This window comes from Tropicimonas sp. IMCC6043 (assembly GCF_004146235.1).
Classification (GTDB): domain Bacteria; phylum Pseudomonadota; class Alphaproteobacteria; order Rhodobacterales; family Rhodobacteraceae; genus Tropicimonas.
Genome location: NZ_SELO01000027.1, coordinates 20,408 through 41,050 on the forward strand (window position 1 = coordinate 20,408; position 20,643 = coordinate 41,050).

The following is a 20,643-nucleotide window of genomic DNA, read 5'->3' on the forward strand; positions in this document are numbered from 1 at the left end:
ATGGGACTGACGCTTTCGCTCAACACCAACCCGCTGGTGAACCGCTTCGCCGAACCGGCAGACCTGATCGACACGATCGCGCGCGACATCCGCCTGCGCGACATCCAGCTCACGCATGAGTTCATCAACCCCTCCTGGCCTGCGCCGGTGATCCGCCGGCTCACGCGCGACATGCAGGCGGCGCTGGCTCGCACGGGCGCGCGCGTGACTTCGGGCATGACTGGCCCCTATGGCCGGCTCAACCATTTCGGCCACCCCGATCCGGACGTTCGCCGCTACTACATCGACTGGTTCAAGACCTTCGCCGATATCACCGGCGATCTCGGCGGCCACTCGGTCGGCACGCAGTTCGCCATCTTCACCTTCAAGGATTTCGACGATTCGAAGCGCCGCGAGGAGCTGATCGAGATCGCCATCGACTCCTGGGCCGAGGTCGCCGAACACGCAAAGGCCGCCGGGCTCGATTTCGTCTTCTGGGAGCCGATGAGCGTCGGCCGCGAGTTCGGCGACACGATCGAGAGCTGCATGGCGTTGCAGGACCGTCTGACAGCGGCGGATATGGCGATCCCGATGTGGATGATGGCCGATATCGACCATGGCGACGTGACCTCCGCGAACCCCGACGATTACGACCCCTATGCCTGGGCGCGCGCCGTGCCCAAGGTCTCGCCGATCATCCACATCAAGCAGAGCCTGATGGACAAGGGCGGCCACCGCCCCTTCACCGCCGCGTTCAACGCCAAGGGGCGGATCCAGCCGGAACCACTCCTGGCCGCCTTCGCCGAGGGAGGCGCGGTGGACAACGAGATCTGCCTCGAGCTGAGCTTCAAGGAGCGCGAACCGAACGACCGCGAGGTCGTGCCGCAGATCGCTGAAAGCGTTGCCTTCTGGGCACCGCATATCGATACCGGGGTGGCAGATCTCAAGGTCTGAGGGGTAGCCACAGATCCCGGAAAGGGGGAGCCATGGCGCGCGAGAGAGAGATACAGCCCGGAGAGGCCAGCCTCGCGATCCGCGCGGCCTGGCTGCATTACGTGGGCGGGCTGACCCAGTCGGCGGTCGCCAAGAAGCTCGGCCTGCCCTCTGTCAAGGCGCACCGCCTGATCGCGCGGGCCGTGGCCGAGGGGGCCGTCAAGGTCACGATCGACGGCGATATCATCGAATGCATCGAACTCGAGGCGCGCTTGTCGGAGCGCTACGGCCTCGATATCTGCCGCGTCGCGCCGGATCTCGGCGAGGAGGGGCTGCCGCTGCGCACGCTCGGCATGTCGGGCGCAGCCTTCATCCGCCGCCGGCTCGATTCCTGCGAAAACACGGTGATCGGCATCGGTCACGGCCGAACGCTCGCCGCCGTCGTGCGCACCCTGCCGCGCTTCGCGGCGAAGGGGTGCAGCTTCGTCTCGCTGCTCGGCGGGCTGACCCGGAATTTCGCGGCCAACCCGCATGACGTGATGCACCTTCTGGCGGAGAAGACCGGCGCGCATGCTTATGTGATGCCGGTTCCGTTCTTTGCCAACACCACCGAGGACCGCGAGGTGCTGCTGGCGCAACGCGGCGTCAGCGAGGTGTTCGACATGGCGCAGGCCGCGCCTTTGAAATTCGTCGGGATCGGAACGGTGGACAGCGAGACCCAGCTCGTCGCCTCCGGCATGATCGAACAGAGCGAGATCGAGGAGGTCGCCGAGGCCGGCGGCGTCGGCGAGCTGCTCGGTCATTTCTTCGACGCGGAGGGCAATCGGATCGACACGACGCTCTCGGCCCGCACCCTCTCCGTGGCGTTCCGAGCCGACAGCGACGACCAGATCGTCGCGCTTGCCGGCGGGCCGGACAAGGTCGGGGCGATCCGCGCCGTGCTCAGGGGCGGCTGGCTCTCGGGCCTGATCACGGACGAACGCACCGCACGGGCGCTGGCGGAGGATTAGGGGCGGGAGTTGCGATCCGCCGCTAAACCTGGCGCGGAGCCGTGCCATCGCAGGGCCGCGGCGCGGCGATCCGACAGTGTTTCAGGTCGCTTTGTCACGAGGTTTCCGAAAAGCATCGGAGCGATGCGTCGAGGCCTGCGGCCGCTGCTCCGCGCCTCGGGTCCGGCTCGACCCCCTCTTCCGGAGTGATGCAAATCGGCGGAAGATGGAACCTCCGCCCCTTCCTCACCCCAGCCGCACCCGGTGCCGCGTCTCGAGCAGCGCCCGCGTCTCCGCCATCTCCCGCGCGCCCCGCTCTTCGTCCCAGCCGAGCGCGGCGGCGGCCACCGCCGCGATCCGATCGAGCCCCTCCGCCGTCAGCCGCCCCGACACCGCGAGCTGAGTCCGCCGCAGCACGATATCCTGCAACCTGCAGACCATTTCGCCGCGTGCGATCCAGTCGATCTCGGCCTCGGTCACATCCGCCTCCGGCGCGATCGGCCGGTTTCCGTCCCAAGCCGCTTCATGCGCGGCCACCTCCCGCGCCACCGTGCCATATCGGTCGAGCAACAGCCCGACCCGCTCCGGCGCGGCCCCGGTCTCCCGTGCCGCCGCCGCGACCCAGGAAGCGCGCGCCTCCGGCGTTGCGGGAAAGTCGCGCCCGCCGCCGATACCCAGCGCGCGAGTCGAGACCGCATGTTCCGTGCCGAGCAGGTCCGCGGCCTGCTCCGCGATCTCCTCGGAGAATGCCCGGAACGTGGTCCACTTGCCGCCGACCAGCGAGATCACCGGCCAGGGCCGGCCCGGCTCCGGTTCAAGCCGCGGTGCGGAATGGTCGCGGCTGATAAGGCCGGGCGCGGTGCCCTCGGAGTTCGGCAGCGGGCGGATGCCCGAATAGGCATAGACGATCTGCTCCTCCGAAAACGTCTGTCCCGGCAGCAGGCTGCGCAGCGCCTGGAGGAAATAGGCGATCTCGGTGTCGTCGCAGGCGACCTTATCTGGATCGTCGTCGGGAATGTCCGTCGAGCCAACCAGCGCGCGGCCGTGATAGGGGAAGACGAGGCAGATCCGCCCGTCGTCGCTTTCGAAATAGATCATCCGCCCGTCGAGCTCGGCCAGCAGCGCGTCGTGATCGAGCAGGATATGCGACCCCCTTGTGCCGCCGATCAGCTGCGTTTCATGGCCAAGCGCCGCGTTGACGTGGTCGATCCAGGGGCCGGCGGCGTTGACGACGAGCCTCGGACAGGTCTCGAGCGTCTCGCCATCCGGGCCTGCGAATACAAGCGTTCCGTCCGCCTCCTTCGACAGCGTGGTCCAGTTCATCGCGCGCGACCCGGGGCAGGCGCGCAGCCCGTCCTTCACGAGTTCCAGCACGAGCCGCTCGGGCGCGGTCACCGTCGCGTCGTAATAGGTTCCGGCGGCGACGATGGCTGGCGTCAGCGACGGCAGCGTTTCGAGCGCCGCGGCCTTCCCCATCATCCCGTGGCGCGGCATGACCTTCTCGCGCGAGCCGTAGAAATCGTAGAGCCATAGCCCCGTCTTGATCAGCAGCCGCCCGCGGCTGCGCGGCGCCGTCGTCGCGCCGAAGAAGGTCCGGATGGCCGCGCCGATCCCCTTGGTCCAGGAATAGATCGGCATGACGCATTGCAGCGGCTTCACCAGATGGGGGGCGTTGCGCAGCAGCAGGTTGCGCTCCAGCGTCGATTCCGCGACGAGGCGGAACTCGCCTGTCTCGAGATATTTCAGCCCGCCATGGATCAACCGCGATGGTGCCGCGGATGTCCCCGAGCCAAAATCGCCCTTGTCGACGAGGAGGCAGCGCACGCCCTGTTCGCAAAGGTCGCGGAACAAGCCCGCACCGTTGACCCCCGCGCCGAGGATCACCACGTCGAAATCCGTCCGTGTCATCTGGCTGTCCTTCCTGCGCCGTCCGTCCCCCGGCCGAGCGCGTCGAGCTTCTCCCAGGTCTCCGCGAACCCGTCGGCGATCTCGCGATAGACCACATAGCGGGCATCGTAATGGGCCTGCCGGGCGGGATCTGGCAGATAGGTCCTGGTGATCGCGGCGAGGTCCCGCGGGTCCGCGTCGAAGGCGGGGTAGAGCCCCACGGCCGCGCCGGCGCAGAGCGCCGCGCCCCAGGCGGCGGCCTCGTCGGTCTCGGTCACGAGGATCGGCAGGCCAATGACGTCGGCAAAGAGCTGGGCCACGGTCGGGTTTCGCGAAGCCCCCCCGGTCAGATGCCCGGTCGTCACCGGGAAGCCCTCGCGCAGAGCGTCGACATGGTGGCGGTGGTTGAAGACGATTCCTTCGAGCAGGGCGGCCAGCACGTCGCCGCGCGTGTGCCAGCCATGCAGCCCGAGGAATGAGGCGGAGGCAATCTCTCCATAGGGCGACCCGAAGAGGAAGGGCTGGTAGAGCAGGGTCGAGGGGCGCGCCATCGCGGCCTCGATCTCGGGCGCCAGCACCGCGTGGATGCTGCTGCCCTCGGCCTCGGCGCGGGCACGCTCGGCGGCGCAGAAGGTGGTGAGGAACCACTCGTAATTGGTCGTCGAGGAGGGCGAGATGGCCTGGCTGTTCCAGAGCCCCGGCGCGACCGCGTTGCGGCAGAACCAGCGCGCGTCGATCCGCGGAGCGTCCGAGACCACCTCGTTGATCGAGTAGGTGCCGGCGATGATCCCCACCGTGCCCTGCTTGTGTCCGCCGATGCCGAGCGCGGAGGCGGTGACGTCGTGGATGCCCGCTGCAACCGGCGTGCCCTGGACGAGCCCGGTTGCCACCGCGGCCTCCGCCGTCACGTGGCCCACGATCTCGGCGCAATGCGAGGCCGGCGGCAACGCGTGCGCGAGCGCCTCCAGGCCATAGAGGCGGAGCGCGTCGTCGGAATAGTCCTGGCTGCGGTAATCGGTGAAGGCGGAGCTGGCCTCGGTGCGATCGGTTCCGATCGTGCCGGTCAGGCAGAAGCGCAGGAAGTCCTTGCAACTGAACGCGGTGCCGATGGCGGCGAAGCGCTCGGGCTGATGTCGCCGGATCCAGGCGAGCAGCGCCGATTGCGCGGCGACATGCGGGGACTGGCCGGTGAGGTCCAGCGCGCGGTCGGACGTGCCGTCTCCGACCCAGTCGCGGATGACGTCGCCGGCGCGGCTGTCAAGCGACAGGATGCCGGCGCCGAGCGGGCGGCGGGCGCGGTCGAGCAGGTAGATCCCGTCGCCATGCGCGGTGGTTGCGACAGCCGCGATCTCGCCGGCCGACCGGCCGCTCCGCTCGATCACCTCACGGATCGCCGCGGCACTCTCGCGCCAGAGCGTGTCCATGTCGCGTTCGACATGGCGCGCCTCTGGCATCAGTTGCGGCACCTCGCGACGGGCCACCGCCAGCGCTGTTCCATCCGCGTCGAAAAGGACGGCCTTGGTGACCGTCAGGCCGCTGTCGATCCCCAGAAGACAGGTCATGGCACCTCCGCTACCGTCTCGGAAAAGGCAAAAACTCCGCCCGGGCGGGCGCCGTCTTGCCGGGCCGATCCTCGTTGATCGTCAGGGGTTTGTCACGCGGACCCAATGGCGCAGGCGGCCGAAATCTCACGGCGTGCGGCAGGCCATCGCGGAGCGGAAGGAGGCGCGTCCGCGGTGCGGGCCGATCTCGCGCGCGACCAGCCGGCCGTCCTGCAACCGGACCGCGAGGATCGCCGTCCAGTCCGGGTCGGTCAGGATCATCTCCGGTGCGCCGGCGCAGGTCCGGATACCGCCGGCAATGTCGGTCTCGCCGATCCTATGGTTGGTGAAACCGGGGGCGGCGGCGATCTCGGTCATCCCGCCGTCCTCGTAGCGCCAGACGCGCAGGATCCGCGCGAGGTGCGGGCGGTCGACATAGGCGACCTCGAGCGTCCCGTCGCCGTCGAGATCCGCTGCACCGAGCGGCGCGAGCCAGCGAAAGCGGGTGCCGATGAAGGGGGTGGCGGCGCGCCGTCCGACGCCCTCCGGGCCACGCCCCCAGACCGCCAGGCGTGCGCCGCGGTCGCGGTGGCTCTCGACCACGATCACCTCGGGCTGCCCGTCTCGGTCGAGATCGGCCAGGCGCGGCGCGATATCCTCGAAAACGAGATCCTCGGGCAGGACCAGCGTGACGCGCTTTCCGCCGCAGGTCAGGCGCAGCGCGCCCCATTCCTCCGCGTCGCCGAGGACGCCATGCGGGTAGCGCCCCGTCGGCTGCGCGTAGTCCGCCCGGGTGATCGGCCCGTTGCAGGCAAGGGCCGGCGCTGCGAACGCAAGCGCCAGAGTGAGGGCGAGGGCCGCCCCGCGCATGGATCAGATCTGCTTTTCGGGCAGCCGGACGACCAGCCCGTCGAACGCGTCGGTCACCTTGAGCTGGCAGGTCAGCCGCGACTGGCCCGGCTTCGTTTCGTAGGCGAAGTCCAGCATGTCCTCTTCCATCGCCTCCACCGGCGGCAGCTTGTCGGCCCAGGCCTCGTCGATATAGGCGTGGCAGGTCGAACAGGCGCAGGCGCCGCCGCAATCGGCGTCGATCCCGGGGATGCCATTGTCGCGCGCGCCTTCCATCACGGTCAGCCCGCTGGCGACATCCACGACATGTTCCTTCCCGGAATGCTCGACATAGGTGATCTTGGGCACGGGTCTCGTCCTTCCTTCTGCCGTCGTCTTGGGCGTTTCCAACCGCTGACATAGGCCATGCGCCGGGTCATTGCCAGAGCCGAACCGGCCGCCGGCACGGCTTGGCGGGGCGCGATATTCGTTCTATATTTGTTCTCATGAGCTATCCGCCCGTGCCCGCACCCCGCCCCGACGACTGGCCGCGCCCGCCCGCCTGCCTGCCCGCGGGCCTCCTGAACCTGCCGCCCGGCGGGGCGCGGGTCTGCGTCGCCGGGCTGGTGCTGGTGCGGCAGCGGCCGGGCACCGCCAAGGGCGTGATCTTCGTCACGCTGGAGGACGAGACCGGGGTCTGCAACGTGGTGGTCTGGGCGAAGGTCTACGAGCGGTTCCGCCGCGCGGTGATCGCCGGGCGGATGCTTCGGGTGACCGGCCGGATCCAGCGCGAGCAGGAGGTTGTCCATGTGGTCGCCGAACAGATCGAGGACATCTCGCACATGCTCGACGCGCTGCTCGACCCAGGGTTCGAGCCCGGCGGGCCCGCCTGACAGCGGGTTTGTCCCGGCGCGGAACCGCGCCATGGCGTGAAACCCGCCCCTCTGCCCGGCTCGAGGAGCGCCCGCAGATCGCCAGCCACGCGGTCGGCAATCCGCCGCTATCAGGAGCCACAGAGACGCGACCGCGCCGTCCTCTCGCTCACCGCGACCGGTCAGCTCGGCCTCGTCGCCGTCGAGCGTCCCAAAGACCCGCCCTTGCAGAGGCCAAGTGGCAAACGCACCCTGTCTTCTAATTTGCAGAACAAGGGCAATCACGAGCCAGTGATGTGCAGAAATGCGCAAAACCCACGGCAAGGTTTCGCAATACAATCTCTGCGGCCGTCCCCCTACCTGTCAGTCATCGAAGGCGCAACGCCACGAACTCAATCACGTCGCGAGATCGCGACACGACAAGACAGAACAAAGGACCGACCATGACCCGTATCGCTCTTACCTCCGCCCTCGCCCTGGCACTTGCCGGCCCCGCACTGGCCTCCGACCAAATCGCCGGCTCGCTCGGCGTCGCCCCGGGCGCCTATTCCACCGCCGAGCTGATCCAGCTCCGGTCCGCGCTCGAAGACGGCCACCAGGCCCAGGCCAACGCGATTCTCGCCGGCACCGTGACCGATGGCGCCACGCCGAGCCCGGCACAGTTCGCAGCGTCGGTGGGCCTTGACGGATCGAGCAGCGTTGCCACCATCGCCGCCCTCCGCAGTGCCCGTGAAAACAACGAACAGGCCACTGCGCGTGCGCTTCTCGACACCGGCAGCGTGCGGGACGGCTTCAGCGCCTCGACCAAGAGCGGCGTGTCCGCCGGCCGGGCGCAGCTTGCCGCCTCGCTGAATGTGGATCCGGCCGAGTATTCGCTGGCCGAACTGGTCCGCCTGAAGTCGATCCAGTCCTCGGACAACGGCCGCAACGAGTAACGCCTTCCCAGGATGTTTTGGCGGCCCGTCCCGAAAGGGGCGGGCCGTTTCCATTTGCGTCGCTCGGGTCGTCCGGCCACACCGTCGCGGCAGGACGCGCGACACGCTCGTTGCTGTTCACATCCGAGCCGGACACACCGGATCGATTGCCGCAGCCGCCGCGGCGTCTCTGGAAATGACCCAGCATTTCGGTAACATAAGGGGATCTCTCCCGACGGGACTGGAATGCCGGTTTGCCTCGTCGGGACGGAGCGATGGAGGGCCGTGCGCCGCGCGGCCATTTGGATTTGGAGCGGCGCAGGAAACGCCGAGAAGACGGTGCCACAAGTCTATATCGCCGACGACAACCACGAATTCGCGACTTTCGTAGCCGTCGTATCGCGGCAGGCCGGCTGGGACGCGGTCACCTGCGAGAATGGACGCCAGCTTCTCGACACTCTGCGCGAGGAGCGCGGTCCCGCGCTTGTGCTGCTCGACATCAACATGCCGGTGCTCGACGGGATCGAGGCGATCGAGGAGATTGTCGATCTCGACCGGCGGCTGCTCGTGCGCTTCATGACCGGCGGCGCGGATGCCCCGATCATCGCCGCCCGGATGATCGCCTCGGCGCGCGACCTCACCGTCGGGCGCAACATCTTCAAGCCTGTGTCGAAGGCCCGCCTCGAGGAGATCCTCGACGAGGCCGCGACTGTTCTGGAACCCGACGCAGGCAACGCGTGAGCCCCGGAATCAGGCGGTGCCCTTCTGGCCGGAGAGATCCGGCAGGTAGCGATGCGCGTTCGCCAGCAGCCAGTCGCGTACCCGCTCCACCGCCGGGCTTCGCACCCGGTCCGGCGATCCGGTCAGATACCAGGTCCGGTTTATCGGCATCCCTTTCACGTCGAGCACAACGAGCCGCCCCACCGCGAGCTCGTAGGCGACGGTATGGGCAGAGATCACCGCGATGCCGAGATTCTGAAGCACCGACTGCTTGATCGTCTCGTTCGACGACATCGCGATGGTGGCCACGGGAAGCCCGTCGGTCACATCGACGAGGAAACGTTCGGCGAGCATCCTTGAGCCGGAACCCGGCTCGCGGATCACGAAGCGGTCGCCCGCGAGGTCGGAGGGTTTGAGCCCGGTCCGGCCGGCGAGAGGGTGGTCCGGCCGGGCGATGATGACATGCGGATGCGGCCCCACCGGCACCGCGTCGACGAGCGGCTCGCGCGGCGGCCGCCCCATGACGCAGAGGTCATACGCGCCATGCGCCATCGCCTCGACCACCTCGCCACGGTTGCCGATCTCGAGCTGCACGTCGACCTCGGGCATTTCCCGTGCCAGCAGCGCGATGATTCTGGGCGCGAAATACTTCGCCGTACTGACCACGCCGAGCCGCACGCTGCCCGAAAGCCCGCGGTCGAGCGCATCGATCTCGGCCAAGGTCCGGTCAAAGGTCGCCTGGATCTCCTCATAGGCCCGCACCAGCGCCTGTCCGTGCAGCGTCAGCACGGCGCGATCCTTGGATTCGCGCTCGAGCAGTGGCGCGCCAATGATATCCTCCAAGTTTTTCAACTGATTGTGGATAGCCGGCGCGGTCAGGTTCAGGGCCTCGGCGGCCGCGGTCACCTTGTGCAGCGCACCAACAGACTTCAGCGCGCGCAACTGGCGAAGGGTCATCTGATCCCGGCGATGCATAAATTTTCCTGACAACTGAGTAAGTATTCCGAAGTTTTCTTATCATTCATTTTCATGAATATCAAAGCAACTCTGGAACTGGGCAGGGAGGCCGGTTCGAATGCTGGAACCAATTGCGGGGGCCCCGATCCCCGAGAGACTGAAGGACGCCATGACCGCGCTCTGCGGCGTGGCCGTCGCGCTCTCGGACCGCATCTCGCGCGGACCGCTGGGCGGCGACCTCGGCGCGGAGGTCGGCTCCAATGCCGACAACGATGCGCAGAAGGCGCTTGACGTGATCGCCGACGACGCGTTCCGCGAGGCCCTGAGAGGCACCGGCGTTCGCTGGTATGCCTCCGAGGAGCGCGACGATGTCGAGGAGATCGACGCGGACGGCACGCTGGGGCTGGCCATTGACCCGCTCGACGGCTCCTCGAACATCGATGCCAACGTGTCGATCGGCACGATCTTCTGCCTCCGGCCGGCGCTGGAGACCGGCCCCGAAACCTTCCTGCGCGACGGGCGCGGCATCATCGCCTCGGGCTATTTCATCTACGGGCCGCAGACACTGCTGGTTGTGACGTTCGGTGCCGGCGTCCGCGAATTCGTTCTCGACCGCCGGGCCGGATCGTTCCGCGAGGTGCCTCGGCTCGACCCGATCCCTGCCCAGGCCAAGGAATTCGCGATCAACGCCTCGAACTACCGCCACTGGTCGAAGCCGGTGCGCGCTTATATCGACGATTGCATCGCCGGCATCGACGGCCCCCGCGGCAAGAATTTCAACATGCGATGGGTCGCGTCGCTGGTCGCCGAGACCCACCGGATCATGGCCCGCGGCGGCATCTTCCTCTACCCCTCCGACGACCGGACGGGCTACGGCCAGGGCCGCCTGCGCATGGTCTACGAATGCCACCCGATCGCGTTCCTGGTCGAGCAGGCGGGCGGCAAGGCCACCGACGCGATGGTACCGATCCTCGACAAGGTGCCGCCGAGCCTACACGCCCGCACCCCCTTCGTCTTCGGCACCGCCGACAAGGTAGACCGCGTCGCCACCTATCATGACCTGCCCGAGCACGAGGTGTCCGCGCTCTTCGGCAACCGTGGCCTGTTCCGCGCCTGATCAGAGAGTAAGACATGTCCAAGAAACACCCGATCATCTCCGTGACCGGCTCCTCCGGCGCCGGAACCACGACCGTCAAGACGACCTTCGACCAGATCTTCCGTCGCGAGGGCATCAAGACCGTAGCGATCGAGGGCGACGCCTTCCACCGCTTTGACCGCGCTGCGATGAAGGCCGAGCTTGCCCGTCGCGCCGAGACCGGCGACCAGACCTTCAGCCACTTCTCCTACGAGGCCAACGAGCTCGCCAAGCTCGAGGACGTGTTCCGCACTTATGGCGAGACGGGCAAGGGCGAGACGCGTCACTACATCCACGACGACCGCGAGGCGGAGCTCTACGGCGCCGCGCCCGGAACCTTCACCGACTGGGCGACCTTTGCCGATGACTCGGACCTGCTGTTCTACGAGGGCCTGCATGGCGCGGTGGTCAATGACGAGGTGAACCTCGCCGCCATCGCCGACCTGAAGATCGGCGTGGTTCCGGTCATCAACCTCGAGTGGATCCAGAAGATCCACCGCGACCGCGCCAGCCGCGGCTACTCCACCGAAGCCGTGACCGACACGATCCTGCGCCGCATGACCGCCTATGTGAACTGCATCTGCCCGCAGTTCTCCGAGACCGACATCAACTTCCAGCGCGTCCCGGTGGTCGACACCTCGAACCCCTTCGTCGCCCGCTGGATCCCGACCGCCGACGAGAGCCTCGTGGTGATCCGCTTCAAGAGTCCGCGCGGCATCGACTTCCCCTACCTCATGTCGATGATCCACGACAGCTGGATGACCCGCGCCAACAGCCTCGTCATCCCCGGCGGCAAGATCGACCTCGCCATGCAGCTAATCTTCACGCCGATGATCCTGCGCCTCGTCAACGAATCCAAGCGCGCCTGAGGAGGACGCCATGAACGTTCAGACCCCTCCGAACGCCCGGGAAACGGTGATGGCCAGTGCCATCCGCGTGCTCTCGATGGACGCCGTCCAGGCGGCGAGTTCCGGCCATCCCGGCGCGCCGATGGGCCTCGCCGACGTCGCCACCGTGCTCTTCAACCGCTTCGTCACCATCGACCCGGCAGACCCGACCTGGCCCGACCGCGACCGCTTCGTGATGAGCGCGGGCCACGGCTCGATGCTGGTCTATTCGATCAACCACCTGCTCGGCTATGACGACATGGACGCAAGGCAGCTCCGCAATTTCCGCCAGCTCGGCTCCCGCACCGCCGGCCACCCGGAATATGGCCACGCCAAGGGGATCGAGACCACCACCGGCCCGCTCGGCCAGGGGATCTCGACCGCCGTCGGCATGGCGCTCGCGGAGCGGATGCACAATGCCCGCTTCGGCGACGCGCTGGTCGACCACTGGACCTATGTGCTGGCCGGCGACGGCTGCCTGATGGAGGGGATCAGCCACGAGGCGATCGACCTCGCTGGCCATCTCGGGCTCGGCCGGCTGGTCGTCTTCTGGGACGACAACGGCATCACGATCGACGGGTCGACCGATCTCTCGACCTCGATGGACCAGATGAAGCGCTTCGAGGCCGCGCGCTGGCATGTCCAGGCGGTCGACGGGCATGACCCGGAAGCCATCGCCGCCGCCATCGAGGCGGCACGGGCGGAGGACCGCCCTTCCCTCATCGCCTGCAAGACGGTGATCGGGAAGGGCGCGCCCAACAAGGCGGGCAGCCACAAGGTGCATGGTGCGCCGCTCGGCGAGGAGGAAGTCGCGGCGACCCGCGACGCGCTCGGCTGGAGCCTGCCGCCCTTCGAGGTTCCGGAGGAGGTCCGCGACGCCTGGCGCGCCGTCGCCGCCCGCGGCGCCGAAGCCCGCGCTGCCTGGAAGGCCCGCAAATCCGGCCACCCGAAGGCCGAGGCGTTCGATGCCTCGCTTGCCGGCCCGGACAAGCGCACGCTCGATGCCGTGTTCGGCGCCTACAAGGCCCGGCTCGCCGCCGACGCCCCGAAAGTCGCGACCCGCAAGGCGTCCGAAATGGCGCTCGAGATCCTCAACGGCACGTTGCCCAACAGCGTCGGCGGATCGGCGGACCTGACGGGCTCCAACAATACCATCACCTCGAAAATGCGCCCGGTCGCCCGCAACGATTATTCCGGCGACTACATCCATTACGGCATTCGCGAGCACGGCATGGCCGCGGCGATGAACGGCATCGCGCTGCATGGCGGCTTCTTCACCTATGGCGGCACCTTCCTCGCTTTTGCCGATTACTGCCGCCCGGCCATCCGGCTTTCGGCGCTGATGGGCCTGCCGGTCGCCTATGTCATGACCCACGACAGCATTGGCCTCGGCGAGGACGGCCCGACGCACCAGCCGGTCGAGACCATCGCCTCGCTCCGCGCCATGCCGAACCTCACCGTGATCCGCCCGGCCGATGCGGTGGAAACTGCCGAGGCCTGGCAGATCGCCGCCGAATCCGAGGCGACGCCCACCCTGCTCTGCCTCTCGCGGCAGGGGCTGCCGACGCTCCGCACCTCCCATGTCGATGCCAACCTCGTCGCCCGTGGCGCCTATGTGCTGCACGAGGCGCCGGGCGGGCGGGACGTGACGCTGATCGCCACCGGATCGGAAGTGCAGATGGCACTCGAGGCGGCGGATCTGCTCCAGCAGGAAGGTATCCGCGCCGCCGTGGTGTCGGCGCCCTCCTTCGAGCTCTTCGCGCAGCAGGACGCGGCCTATCGCGACGCCGTGCGCGGCTGCGCCCCGCGGATCGGCGTCGAGGCCGCGATCCGTCAGGGCTGGGACCTCTTCCTCGACCGCGACGACGGCTTCATCGGCATGACGGGCTTCGGTGCCTCGGCGCCGGCCGAAGAACTCTACCGCCATTTCGGCATCACCGCTGAGGCGGTCGCCGCCGCCGCGAAGGCGCGGGTTCTCGCGCCCATTCCCTGATCCCGGCGTCCGCCGCACCCCGGCGCGGCGGGCCCGACACGCTCACCCGATCCCACGCAACAGGCCGGCGGCCCCGCCGGCACCGGCGGCCTGCACCCTGCCCGCCCGATCCCGAAGGAGACCCAAGATGCCCCTGATTACCCTTCGCCAGCTCCTCGACCATGCCGCCGAGCATGGCTACGGCGTCCCGGCGTTCAACATCAACAACATGGAACAGGGCCTCGCGATCCTGCGCGCGGCCGAGGCCTACGATGCGCCGGTGATCCTTCAGGCGAGCCGCGGCGCGCGCTCCTATGCCGGCGACATCATGCTGAGTTCGATGGTCGAGGCGCTGTCGCGGATGTTCCCGAAGAACCCGATCGTCCTGCACCAGGACCACGGCAACAACGAGGCCACCTGCCTGACGGCGATCCGCCGCGGCTTCACCTCGGTGATGATGGACGGCTCGCTCGAGGAGGACATGAAGACACCCGCCTCCTACGAGTACAACGTCGCCATCACCCGCGCCGTGACCCGCGCCGCGCATGCGGTCGGCGCCTCGGTCGAGGGCGAGCTCGGCGTTCTCGGCAGCCTCGAGACCGGCGAGGCCGGCGAGGAAGACGGCTCGGGCGCCGTGGGCAAGCTGAGCCAGGAGCAGCTCCTGACCGACCCCGACGAGGCGGTGGATTTCGTCACCGCGACCAAGTGCGACGCGCTGGCCATCGCCTGCGGCACCAGCCACGGCGCCTACAAGTTCTCGCGCAAGCCCGACGGCGACATCCTCTCGATGGCCACGATTGCCGCGATCCACGAAAAGCTGCCGAACACGCATCTCGTCATGCACGGCTCCTCCTCGGTGCCGCAGGCGCTTCAGGACCTGATCAACGCCCATGGCGGGGAGATGCCGCAGACCTATGGCGTCCCGGTCGAGGAGATCGAGCGCGGCATCAAGATGGGCGTGCGCAAGGTCAATATCGACACCGACTGCCGCATGGCGATGACGGCCCAGTTCCGCAAGGTTGCGACCGAGAACCCCGCCGAGTTCGATCCGCGCAAGTTCATGATCCCGGCGATGCAGGAGCTGGAGGCGCTCGTCCGCGACCGCTTCGAGCGCTTCGGAACCGCCGGGCACGCAAGCTCGATCACCCGCATTTCCCTCGACGACATGGCCAAGCGCTACGCCTCGGGCGCGCTTGACCCGCAGATCGCCACCGCCCGTGCCGCCTGAGACACCAGATAGGAGGAGACCGGAAATGAACGAACATTCCAATCCGCAGGAAATCAAGGACAAGAAAAAGCGCTATGCCGCCGGTGTCCTGAAATACGCCCAGATGGGCTATTGGGACGGTGACTACGAGCCCAAGGACACCGACCTTCTGGCCCTTTTCCGGATCACCCCGCAGGAGGGGGTGGACCCGATCGAGGCAGCCGCTGCCGTGGCCGGCGAAAGCTCCACCGCCACCTGGACCGTTGTCTGGACCGACCGGCTCACCGCCTGCGACAGCTACCGCGCCAAGGCCTACAAGGTGGAGCCGGTGCCGGGCCAGGAGGGGCAGTATTTCTGCTATGTCGCCTATGACCTGATCCTCTTCGAGGAAGGCTCGATCGCCAACCTGACGGCCTCGATCATCGGCAACGTGTTCTCCTTCAAGCCTCTCAAGGCGGCGCGGCTCGAGGACATGCGCTTCCCGGTCGCCTACGTGAAGACCTTCAAGGGCCCGCCCACCGGGCTCATCGTCGAGCGCGAGCGCCTCGACAAGTTCGGCAAGCCGCTGCTCGGCGCCACCACCAAGCCGAAACTCGGGCTTTCGGGCAAGAATTACGGCCGGGTGGTCTTCGAAGGGCTCAAGGGCGGGCTCGACTTCATGAAGGATGACGAGAACATCAACTCGCAGCCCTTCATGCACTGGCGCGACCGTTTCCTCTACTGCATGGAGGCCGTCAACCACGCCTCCGCCGTCACCGGCGAGATCAAGGGCCATTACCTCAACATCACCGCCGGCACGATGGAGGAGATGTACCGGCGCGCCGAGTTCGCCAAGGAGCTCGGCTCGGTGATCGTCATGGTCGACCTGATCATCGGCTGGACGGCGATCCAGTCGATCTCCGAATGGTGCCGGCAGAACGACATGATCCTGCACATGCACCGCGCCGGCCACGGCACCTATACGCGCCAGAAGAACCACGGCATCAGCTTCCGGGTGATCGCCAAGTGGCTGCGCCTCGCCGGCGTTGACCACCTGCATACCGGCACCGCCGTCGGCAAGCTCGAGGGCGACCCGCTTACCGTGCAGGGCTACTACAATGTCTGCCGCGAGAGCCGCAACGAGATCGACCTGCCGCGCGGGCTGTTCTTCGAACAGGACTGGGGCGACCTGAAGAAGGTCATGCCGGTCGCCTCCGGCGGCATCCATGCCGGCCAGATGCACCAGCTCCTGACGCTCTTCGGCGACGACGTGGTCCTCCAGTTCGGCGGCGGCACGATCGGCCACCCGATGGGGATCGAGGCCGGCGCGACCGCGAACCGGGTGGCGCTCGAGGCGATGGTGCTGGCCCGCAACGAGGACCGGGACATCGCCAACGAGGGTCCGGAGGTCCTGCGCGAGGCCGCCAAGTGGTGCAAGCCGCTCGAGGCTGCGCTCGACACCTGGGGCAACATCACCTTCAACTACACCTCGACCGACACCTCGGACTTCGTGCCGCTCGAAACCCCCGCGATGTGACCGGCGAAGCAAGGAGAACACACGATGCGTATCACACAAGGCTGCTTCTCGTTCCTGCCCGATCTCGACGATGTCCAGATCACCGCGCAGGTGGAATACTGCCTCGGGAACGAATGGGCGATCGGGGTGGAATTCACCGACGACCCGCATCCGCGCAACACCTACTGGGAGATGTGGGGCAACCCGATGTTCGACCTGCGCGACGCAAAGGGGGTGATGATGGAGCTTGATGCGTGCCGCAACGCGCATCCGGACGCCTATATCCGACTCATCGCCTTCGACGACACCCGCGGCGTGGAATCGGTGAAGATGTCCTTCATCGTCAACCGCCCGAAGGAGGAGCCCCGCATCCACATGCAGCGCACCGACTTCGTGGGCCGTTCGCAGAAATACGCCTGGGACGTGCGGGGCTGAGGCCCGCCGGGCGGCGCCTCCCTCGCCGCCCGCCCCTGGCAAGGCGGCCCGCCGCGGCGGGCCGCGTCACCGAAACGAGAGCGAAGGATAGCGCGCGATGACAACCGAAGCCGAGATCGAAACCGCCCCGGAGCGCCCCAAGACCGTCGATCTCGCCGCCGAGTATGAATCCTCGGGCGTCGCCGAGGTATTGCGCGAGCTCGACGAGAACCTGATCGGGCTGGCGCCGGTGAAGCAGCGCATCCGCGAGACCGCGGCGCTCCTGCTGGTGGACCGTGCCCGGCGCGAGATGGGTCTCGCCCACGAGACGCCGACGCTGCACATGTCCTTCACCGGCAATCCCGGCACTGGCAAGACGACGCTGGCGCGGATGATGGCCGGCCTGCTCCATCGGCTCGGCTATGTCCGCAAGGGGCACCTGGTGACGGTGACGCGCGACGACCTCGTCGGCCAGTATATCGGGCACACCGCTCCGAAGACCAAGGAAGTGCTCAAGAAGGCGATGGGGGGTGTTCTTTTCATCGACGAAGCCTATTACCTCTACAAGCCCGATAACGAGCGCGACTATGGACAGGAGGCGATCGAGATCCTGTTGCAGGTGATGGAGAACAACCGAGACGACCTCGTCGTGATCATGGCCGGCTATGCCGACCGGATGGACAAGTTCTTTGCTGCCAATCCGGGGTTCCGGTCGCGGATCGCGCATCATATCGACTTTCCCGACTATACCGACGCCGAGCTTTTGAAGATTGCCGAGGTGATGCTCCGGGACCAGAATTACCGGCTCGACGACGATGCCCGGCAGGCGATGGCGGAATATGTCGCGCTGCGCCGCCAGCAGCCGCATTTCGCCAATGCCCGGTCGATGCGCAACGCGCTCGACCGCGCGCGCCTGAGGCAGGCCAACCGGCTCTTCAACGAGGCGAACGGCCCGCTCGACGCCGAGGCGCTCTCCACGATCACCGATCCAGACATCCGCGCCAGCCGCGTCTTCCGCGGCGGGCTCGACATCGACCGCCGTACCGAGAAGGGAACCGCAGAATGAGTTTCGATCGCTCCATCAAGATCGCCCCGTCGATCCTCTCCGCCGATTTCGCCGATTTCGGCCGCGAGATCCAGGCCATCGAGGCGCAGGGCGCCGACTGGGTCCATATCGACGTGATGGACGGCCACTTCGTCCCCAACCTCACCTTCGGCCCGCCTGCCGTGAGGGCGTTCCGTCCCCATGTGACCACCTTCATGGATGTTCACCTGATGATCGCGCCGGTCGATCCCTATATCGACGCCTATGCCGAGGCTGGCGCAGACATGCTGACCGCCCATGTCGAGGCCGGCCCGCACATCCACCGCACGCTTCAGGCAATCCGGGGCGCCGGCATGAAGGCCGGCGTGGCGCTCAACCCCGGCACGCCGGTCGAGACGGTCGAGCCGCTGATCGACATGGTCGACATGGTGCTTGTGATGACGGTCAATCCCGGCTTCGGCGGGCAGAAGTTCATCCATTCCCAGCTCGAGAAGATCCGCCGGGTGCGGAGCATGATCGGCGACCGCCCGATCCATATCCAGATCGACGGCGGCTGCGATCCGTCCACGGCGCCGCTGGTGGCCGAAGCCGGCGCGGATGTGCTGGTCGCGGGCTCGGCGGTGTTCAAAGACGGCTCGGTCGACAGCCCCTCGGTCTACGGCGCGAATATCCGCGCCATCCGCGCCGCCGCCGAGGGCGCGCGCGACGCCGCCTGAGGCCGGCGCGATGCGGCTTCAGGGGCTGGTCTTCGACGTCGACGGCACGCTTGCCGAGACCGAGGAGACCCACCGGATCGCCTTCAACGAGACCTTCGCCGCCGCGGGTCTCGGCTGGCACTGGAGCCGCGAGGACTATTTCGCGCTGATCCAGACCACCGGCGGCAAGGAACGGATGCGGCGGCATCGCGACGATCTCGGCCAGAGCCGGCCCGACAATGACACCATCGCGGCGCTGCATGCCGAGAAGACCGGGCGATACGCGGCGCTGCTGGGCGCGGGCGGGCTGTCGCTTCGCCCCGGCGTCGCTGCTTTGGTCGAGGGCGCGCGCCGGGCGGGGCTCAAACTCGCGGTTGCCACGACCACGAACCGGCCGAATGTCGACACGCTCTGCCGCGCCTGCTGGAACGCGCCGGCCGAAGACGTTTTCGACGTGATCGCCGCCGGCGACGAGGTGGCCCACAAGAAGCCGGCGGCGGATGTCTACGAGCTTGCGCTCGCTCGGCTCGGCCTGCCGGCGGCGTCCTGCATCGCCTTCGAGGACAGCGAGAACGGCGTCCGCGCCGCCCGCGCCGCCGGGCTCCGCGTGCTCGCCACGCCCTCGATCTACACGCGCGACGACGACTTTTCGGCCAGCACCTGGCGGCGGGAAACGTTGGAGCGCCGCCACCTGCCGGAGGACCTCGCCGCCGTGGCGTGACGCCGAACGGCCGCGCGGAGCGGCATCCGGGCAGCGCGACGCGGCGGCATGTCCGCGCCCCGCGAGTCGCTCTTCTCATTTCCCGCCGAACCAGTATTTTGCGCCACATGGTTCGACAGCTTGTCCCGATTTCCGCACTCCTTCTCGGCTCGGCGCTCCTGCTCTTCGCGGGTGGCATCCACGGCCTCATCCTGCCCGTCCGTGGCTCTGCCGAAGGATTCTCGGCGAGTTCGCTCGGCCTGATCGGCACCGGATGGGCGATCGGCTACGTGGCGGGTTGCCTCGTCGCGCCGCGGCTCGTCGGCGCGGTCGGGCATATCCGGACCTTCGGCGTCATGTGCGCCTTCGCGGCGGTGTCGATCCTGATCCAGGCGCTGATCGTCGCGCCCTGGGCGTGGATCCCGGTCCGGTCCATCTCCGGCTTCTGTTTCGCCGGCGCCGCGATGATCGTCGAATCCTGGCTCAACGACCGGGCGACACCGGGAACACGCGGCAAGATCTTCGGCGTCTACACTATGGTGAACCTTGCCGCGGTCACCGCCGGGCAGATGTCCGTGTCGCTCGGCGTCACTACGGATTTCACCTTCTTCGCGATCGGTGCGATCGTCTATTGCATGGCGCTGGTGCCCACCGCGCTCTCGACCTCCGCCTCGCCCACGCCGCTGACCTCGGTCCGGCTCGACCCGCGGGCGCTGTGGCGCAATTCGCCGGTGGCCGTGGTCGCGGTGTTCCTCGTCGGGATCTCGAACGCCTCCTTCGGCACGCTCTCGGCGGTCTATGCCGGCCGGGTCGGCCTCACCCTCACCGCCATCGCGCTCTTCGCCAGTATCCCCGTCCTCGCGGGCGCGCTGGCGCAGGTGCCGATCGGCTTTGCCAGCGACCGCATGGATCGCCGCAAGGCGCTCGTGGCCACCGCCGTGGTCGCGCTCACGGCCGATCTGTGCTTTGTCCTGCTCGCCCCCGAGAGCCGCGCCGCGAATCTCGCGCTTGTCGGACTGTTCGGTGCGGCGATCTTTGCCATGTATCCGATCATCGTCGCCCATGCGAATGACCACGCGCCCCCCGGCACGTCGATCCAGGTATCGGGCGGCCTGCTGATGGTCTTCGGTCTCGGATCGATTCTCGGTCCCCTGCTGGCCGGCATGATGATGACCCGGGTCGGCCCGCAGGGGCTGTTCCTGACCACCATCTGCGCGCATGTCCTGATCATCGGGTTCACGCTCTGGCGGATCTCCCGCAACGCCGCGGTGCCGGTGGACGAGAAGACCGCCTTCCAGGTCAGCATTCCCGCGCGGGCCGCGACGCCGGAGACCGTGGCGCTGTCCGCCGGCGAGGACGAGGCGCAGCCGCTAGAGGTTCCCGAGGCGGACCCGGCCGGCACGGACGGGACTCCGGATGCGCCCGAAACGGAAGCAACCGCCCGACCCGAGTCCCGGTCGGACCCGTAGCCCC

The 20,643-nt window shown here is 67.8% G+C and carries 20 protein-coding genes; 15 read left to right on the top strand and 5 right to left on the bottom strand.

Annotated features, from left to right (window positions below; genetic code table 11):
- Nucleotides 1-933: a sugar phosphate isomerase/epimerase gene (locus EU800_RS19085; protein ID WP_129634710.1), complete on the top strand. Its 933-nt coding sequence runs from the start codon at nt 1-3 to the stop codon at nt 931-933.
- Nucleotides 934-965: 32 nt separating this feature from the next.
- A complete protein-coding gene (locus tag EU800_RS19090) occupies nt 966-1,922 on the top strand; it encodes a sugar-binding transcriptional regulator (RefSeq protein ID WP_129634712.1) in 957 nt (318 codons plus the stop codon).
- Nucleotides 1,923-2,147: 225 nt separating this feature from the next.
- Here EU800_RS19090 and EU800_RS19095 read toward each other — a convergent pair whose 3' ends face one another.
- The 4 genes from EU800_RS19095 to EU800_RS19110 form a co-directional block, all read right to left on the bottom strand.
- On the bottom strand, nt 2,148-3,809 hold the full coding sequence (locus EU800_RS19095; RefSeq protein ID WP_129634714.1) for a glycerol-3-phosphate dehydrogenase/oxidase: 1,662 nt from the start codon (nt 3,807-3,809) through the stop codon (nt 2,148-2,150).
- Nucleotides 3,806-5,350, bottom strand: a complete 1,545-nt coding sequence (locus tag EU800_RS19100) for an FGGY-family carbohydrate kinase (RefSeq protein ID WP_129634716.1) — start codon at nt 5,348-5,350, stop codon at nt 3,806-3,808. Before EU800_RS19100 ends, EU800_RS19095 begins: the two co-directional genes overlap by 4 nt.
- Before the next feature lie 126 nt (nt 5,351-5,476).
- Nucleotides 5,477-6,199, bottom strand: coding sequence for a VCBS repeat-containing protein (locus tag EU800_RS19105; RefSeq protein ID WP_129634718.1), 723 nt, complete (start codon nt 6,197-6,199; stop codon nt 5,477-5,479).
- 3 nt (nt 6,200-6,202) lie between these two features.
- Entirely contained in the window at nt 6,203-6,526 is a 324-nt protein-coding gene (locus tag EU800_RS19110) for a 2Fe-2S iron-sulfur cluster-binding protein (protein WP_129634720.1), read from the bottom strand.
- 137 nt (nt 6,527-6,663) lie between these two features.
- Between EU800_RS19110 and EU800_RS19115 the strand changes: the two genes are divergently transcribed.
- The 3 genes from EU800_RS19115 to EU800_RS19125 all read left to right on the top strand — a co-directional run bounded on the left by EU800_RS19115 (nt 6,664) and on the right by EU800_RS19125 (nt 8,684).
- The gene (locus tag EU800_RS19115) at nt 6,664-7,050 is read left to right on the top strand and encodes an OB-fold nucleic acid binding domain-containing protein (protein ID WP_129634722.1); all 387 of its coding nucleotides are present in this window, start codon (nt 6,664-6,666) and stop codon (nt 7,048-7,050) included.
- A gap of 422 nt (nt 7,051-7,472) precedes the next feature.
- Complete coding sequence (locus EU800_RS19120) at nt 7,473-7,964, top strand: hypothetical protein (protein ID WP_129634724.1); 492 nt, start codon at nt 7,473-7,475, stop codon at nt 7,962-7,964.
- Nucleotides 7,965-8,282: 318 nt separating this feature from the next.
- A complete protein-coding gene (locus EU800_RS19125; protein WP_165354740.1) occupies nt 8,283-8,684 on the top strand; it encodes a response regulator in 402 nt (133 codons plus the stop codon).
- Nucleotides 8,685-8,693: 9 nt separating this feature from the next.
- Here EU800_RS19125 and EU800_RS19130 read toward each other — a convergent pair whose 3' ends face one another.
- The gene (locus tag EU800_RS19130; protein WP_129634728.1) at nt 8,694-9,638 is read right to left on the bottom strand and encodes a LysR family transcriptional regulator; all 945 of its coding nucleotides are present in this window, start codon (nt 9,636-9,638) and stop codon (nt 8,694-8,696) included.
- A 100-nt stretch (nt 9,639-9,738) separates the two neighbouring features.
- Between EU800_RS19130 and EU800_RS19135 the strand changes: the two genes are divergently transcribed.
- The 10 genes from EU800_RS19135 (at nt 9,739) to EU800_RS19180 (ending at nt 20,639) form a co-directional block, all read left to right on the top strand.
- Nucleotides 9,739-10,737: a class 1 fructose-bisphosphatase gene (locus EU800_RS19135; protein ID WP_129634730.1), complete on the top strand. Its 999-nt coding sequence runs from the start codon at nt 9,739-9,741 to the stop codon at nt 10,735-10,737.
- 14 nt (nt 10,738-10,751) lie between these two features.
- The gene (locus EU800_RS19140; RefSeq protein ID WP_129634732.1) at nt 10,752-11,624 is read left to right on the top strand and encodes a phosphoribulokinase; all 873 of its coding nucleotides are present in this window, start codon (nt 10,752-10,754) and stop codon (nt 11,622-11,624) included.
- A gap of 10 nt (nt 11,625-11,634) precedes the next feature.
- A complete protein-coding gene (gene tkt, locus EU800_RS19145; RefSeq protein WP_129634734.1) occupies nt 11,635-13,635 on the top strand; it encodes a transketolase in 2,001 nt (666 codons plus the stop codon).
- A gap of 127 nt (nt 13,636-13,762) precedes the next feature.
- Nucleotides 13,763-14,842: a class II fructose-bisphosphate aldolase gene (gene fba / locus EU800_RS19150; RefSeq protein WP_129634736.1), complete on the top strand. Its 1,080-nt coding sequence runs from the start codon at nt 13,763-13,765 to the stop codon at nt 14,840-14,842.
- Between the two features lie 25 nt (nt 14,843-14,867).
- Nucleotides 14,868-16,337 (top strand): form I ribulose bisphosphate carboxylase large subunit, encoded by a 1,470-nt coding sequence (locus EU800_RS19155; protein ID WP_129634738.1) that lies wholly within the window; start codon nt 14,868-14,870, stop codon nt 16,335-16,337.
- Between the two features lie 24 nt (nt 16,338-16,361).
- Nucleotides 16,362-16,751: a ribulose bisphosphate carboxylase small subunit gene (locus tag EU800_RS19160; RefSeq protein WP_129634740.1), complete on the top strand. Its 390-nt coding sequence runs from the start codon at nt 16,362-16,364 to the stop codon at nt 16,749-16,751.
- 97 nt (nt 16,752-16,848) lie between these two features.
- Nucleotides 16,849-17,796 carry a CbbX protein gene (cbbX, locus tag EU800_RS19165; RefSeq protein ID WP_129634743.1) on the top strand — a complete coding sequence of 316 codons (948 nt, stop codon included), beginning with the start codon at nt 16,849-16,851 and terminating at the stop codon, nt 17,794-17,796.
- Complete coding sequence (gene rpe / locus EU800_RS19170) at nt 17,793-18,491, top strand: ribulose-phosphate 3-epimerase (RefSeq protein WP_129634745.1); 699 nt, start codon at nt 17,793-17,795, stop codon at nt 18,489-18,491. Before cbbX ends, rpe begins: the two co-directional genes overlap by 4 nt.
- A 10-nt stretch (nt 18,492-18,501) precedes the next feature.
- Nucleotides 18,502-19,191, top strand: coding sequence for an HAD-IA family hydrolase (locus EU800_RS19175; protein ID WP_129634747.1), 690 nt, complete (start codon nt 18,502-18,504; stop codon nt 19,189-19,191).
- Between the two features lie 107 nt (nt 19,192-19,298).
- Entirely contained in the window at nt 19,299-20,639 is a 1,341-nt protein-coding gene (locus tag EU800_RS19180; RefSeq protein ID WP_129634749.1) for an MFS transporter, read from the top strand.
- Nucleotides 20,640-20,643 lie beyond the last annotated feature (4 nt).

Bases quoted from the DNA above. Each gene is read 5' to 3' on its own strand.
- EU800_RS19105 (WP_129634718.1), bottom strand. From the start codon at position 6,199: ATGCGCGGGGCGGCCCTCGCCCTCACTCTGGCGCTTGCGTTCGCAGCG.
- EU800_RS19100 (WP_129634716.1), bottom strand. From the start codon at position 5,350: ATGACCTGTCTTCTGGGGATCGACAGCGGCCTGACGGTCACCAAGGCC.
- EU800_RS19130 (WP_129634728.1), bottom strand. From the start codon at position 9,638: ATGCATCGCCGGGATCAGATGACCCTTCGCCAGTTGCGCGCGCTGAAG.
- tkt (WP_129634734.1), top strand. From the start codon at position 11,635: ATGAACGTTCAGACCCCTCCGAACGCCCGGGAAACGGTGATGGCCAGT.
- EU800_RS19180 (WP_129634749.1), top strand. From the start codon at position 19,299: ATGGTTCGACAGCTTGTCCCGATTTCCGCACTCCTTCTCGGCTCGGCG.
- EU800_RS19155 (WP_129634738.1), top strand. From the start codon at position 14,868: ATGAACGAACATTCCAATCCGCAGGAAATCAAGGACAAGAAAAAGCGC.
- EU800_RS19140 (WP_129634732.1), top strand. From the start codon at position 10,752: ATGTCCAAGAAACACCCGATCATCTCCGTGACCGGCTCCTCCGGCGCC.
- EU800_RS19135 (WP_129634730.1), top strand. From the start codon at position 9,739: ATGCTGGAACCAATTGCGGGGGCCCCGATCCCCGAGAGACTGAAGGAC.
- fba (WP_129634736.1), top strand. From the start codon at position 13,763: ATGCCCCTGATTACCCTTCGCCAGCTCCTCGACCATGCCGCCGAGCAT.
- EU800_RS19085 (WP_129634710.1), top strand. From the start codon at position 1: ATGGGACTGACGCTTTCGCTCAACACCAACCCGCTGGTGAACCGCTTC.
- EU800_RS19095 (WP_129634714.1), bottom strand. From the start codon at position 3,809: ATGACACGGACGGATTTCGACGTGGTGATCCTCGGCGCGGGGGTCAAC.
- rpe (WP_129634745.1), top strand. From the start codon at position 17,793: ATGAGTTTCGATCGCTCCATCAAGATCGCCCCGTCGATCCTCTCCGCC.
- EU800_RS19120 (WP_129634724.1), top strand. From the start codon at position 7,473: ATGACCCGTATCGCTCTTACCTCCGCCCTCGCCCTGGCACTTGCCGGC.
- EU800_RS19090 (WP_129634712.1), top strand. From the start codon at position 966: ATGGCGCGCGAGAGAGAGATACAGCCCGGAGAGGCCAGCCTCGCGATC.
- EU800_RS19160 (WP_129634740.1), top strand. From the start codon at position 16,362: ATGCGTATCACACAAGGCTGCTTCTCGTTCCTGCCCGATCTCGACGAT.
- cbbX (WP_129634743.1), top strand. From the start codon at position 16,849: ATGACAACCGAAGCCGAGATCGAAACCGCCCCGGAGCGCCCCAAGACC.
- EU800_RS19115 (WP_129634722.1), top strand. From the start codon at position 6,664: ATGAGCTATCCGCCCGTGCCCGCACCCCGCCCCGACGACTGGCCGCGC.
- EU800_RS19175 (WP_129634747.1), top strand. From the start codon at position 18,502: ATGCGGCTTCAGGGGCTGGTCTTCGACGTCGACGGCACGCTTGCCGAG.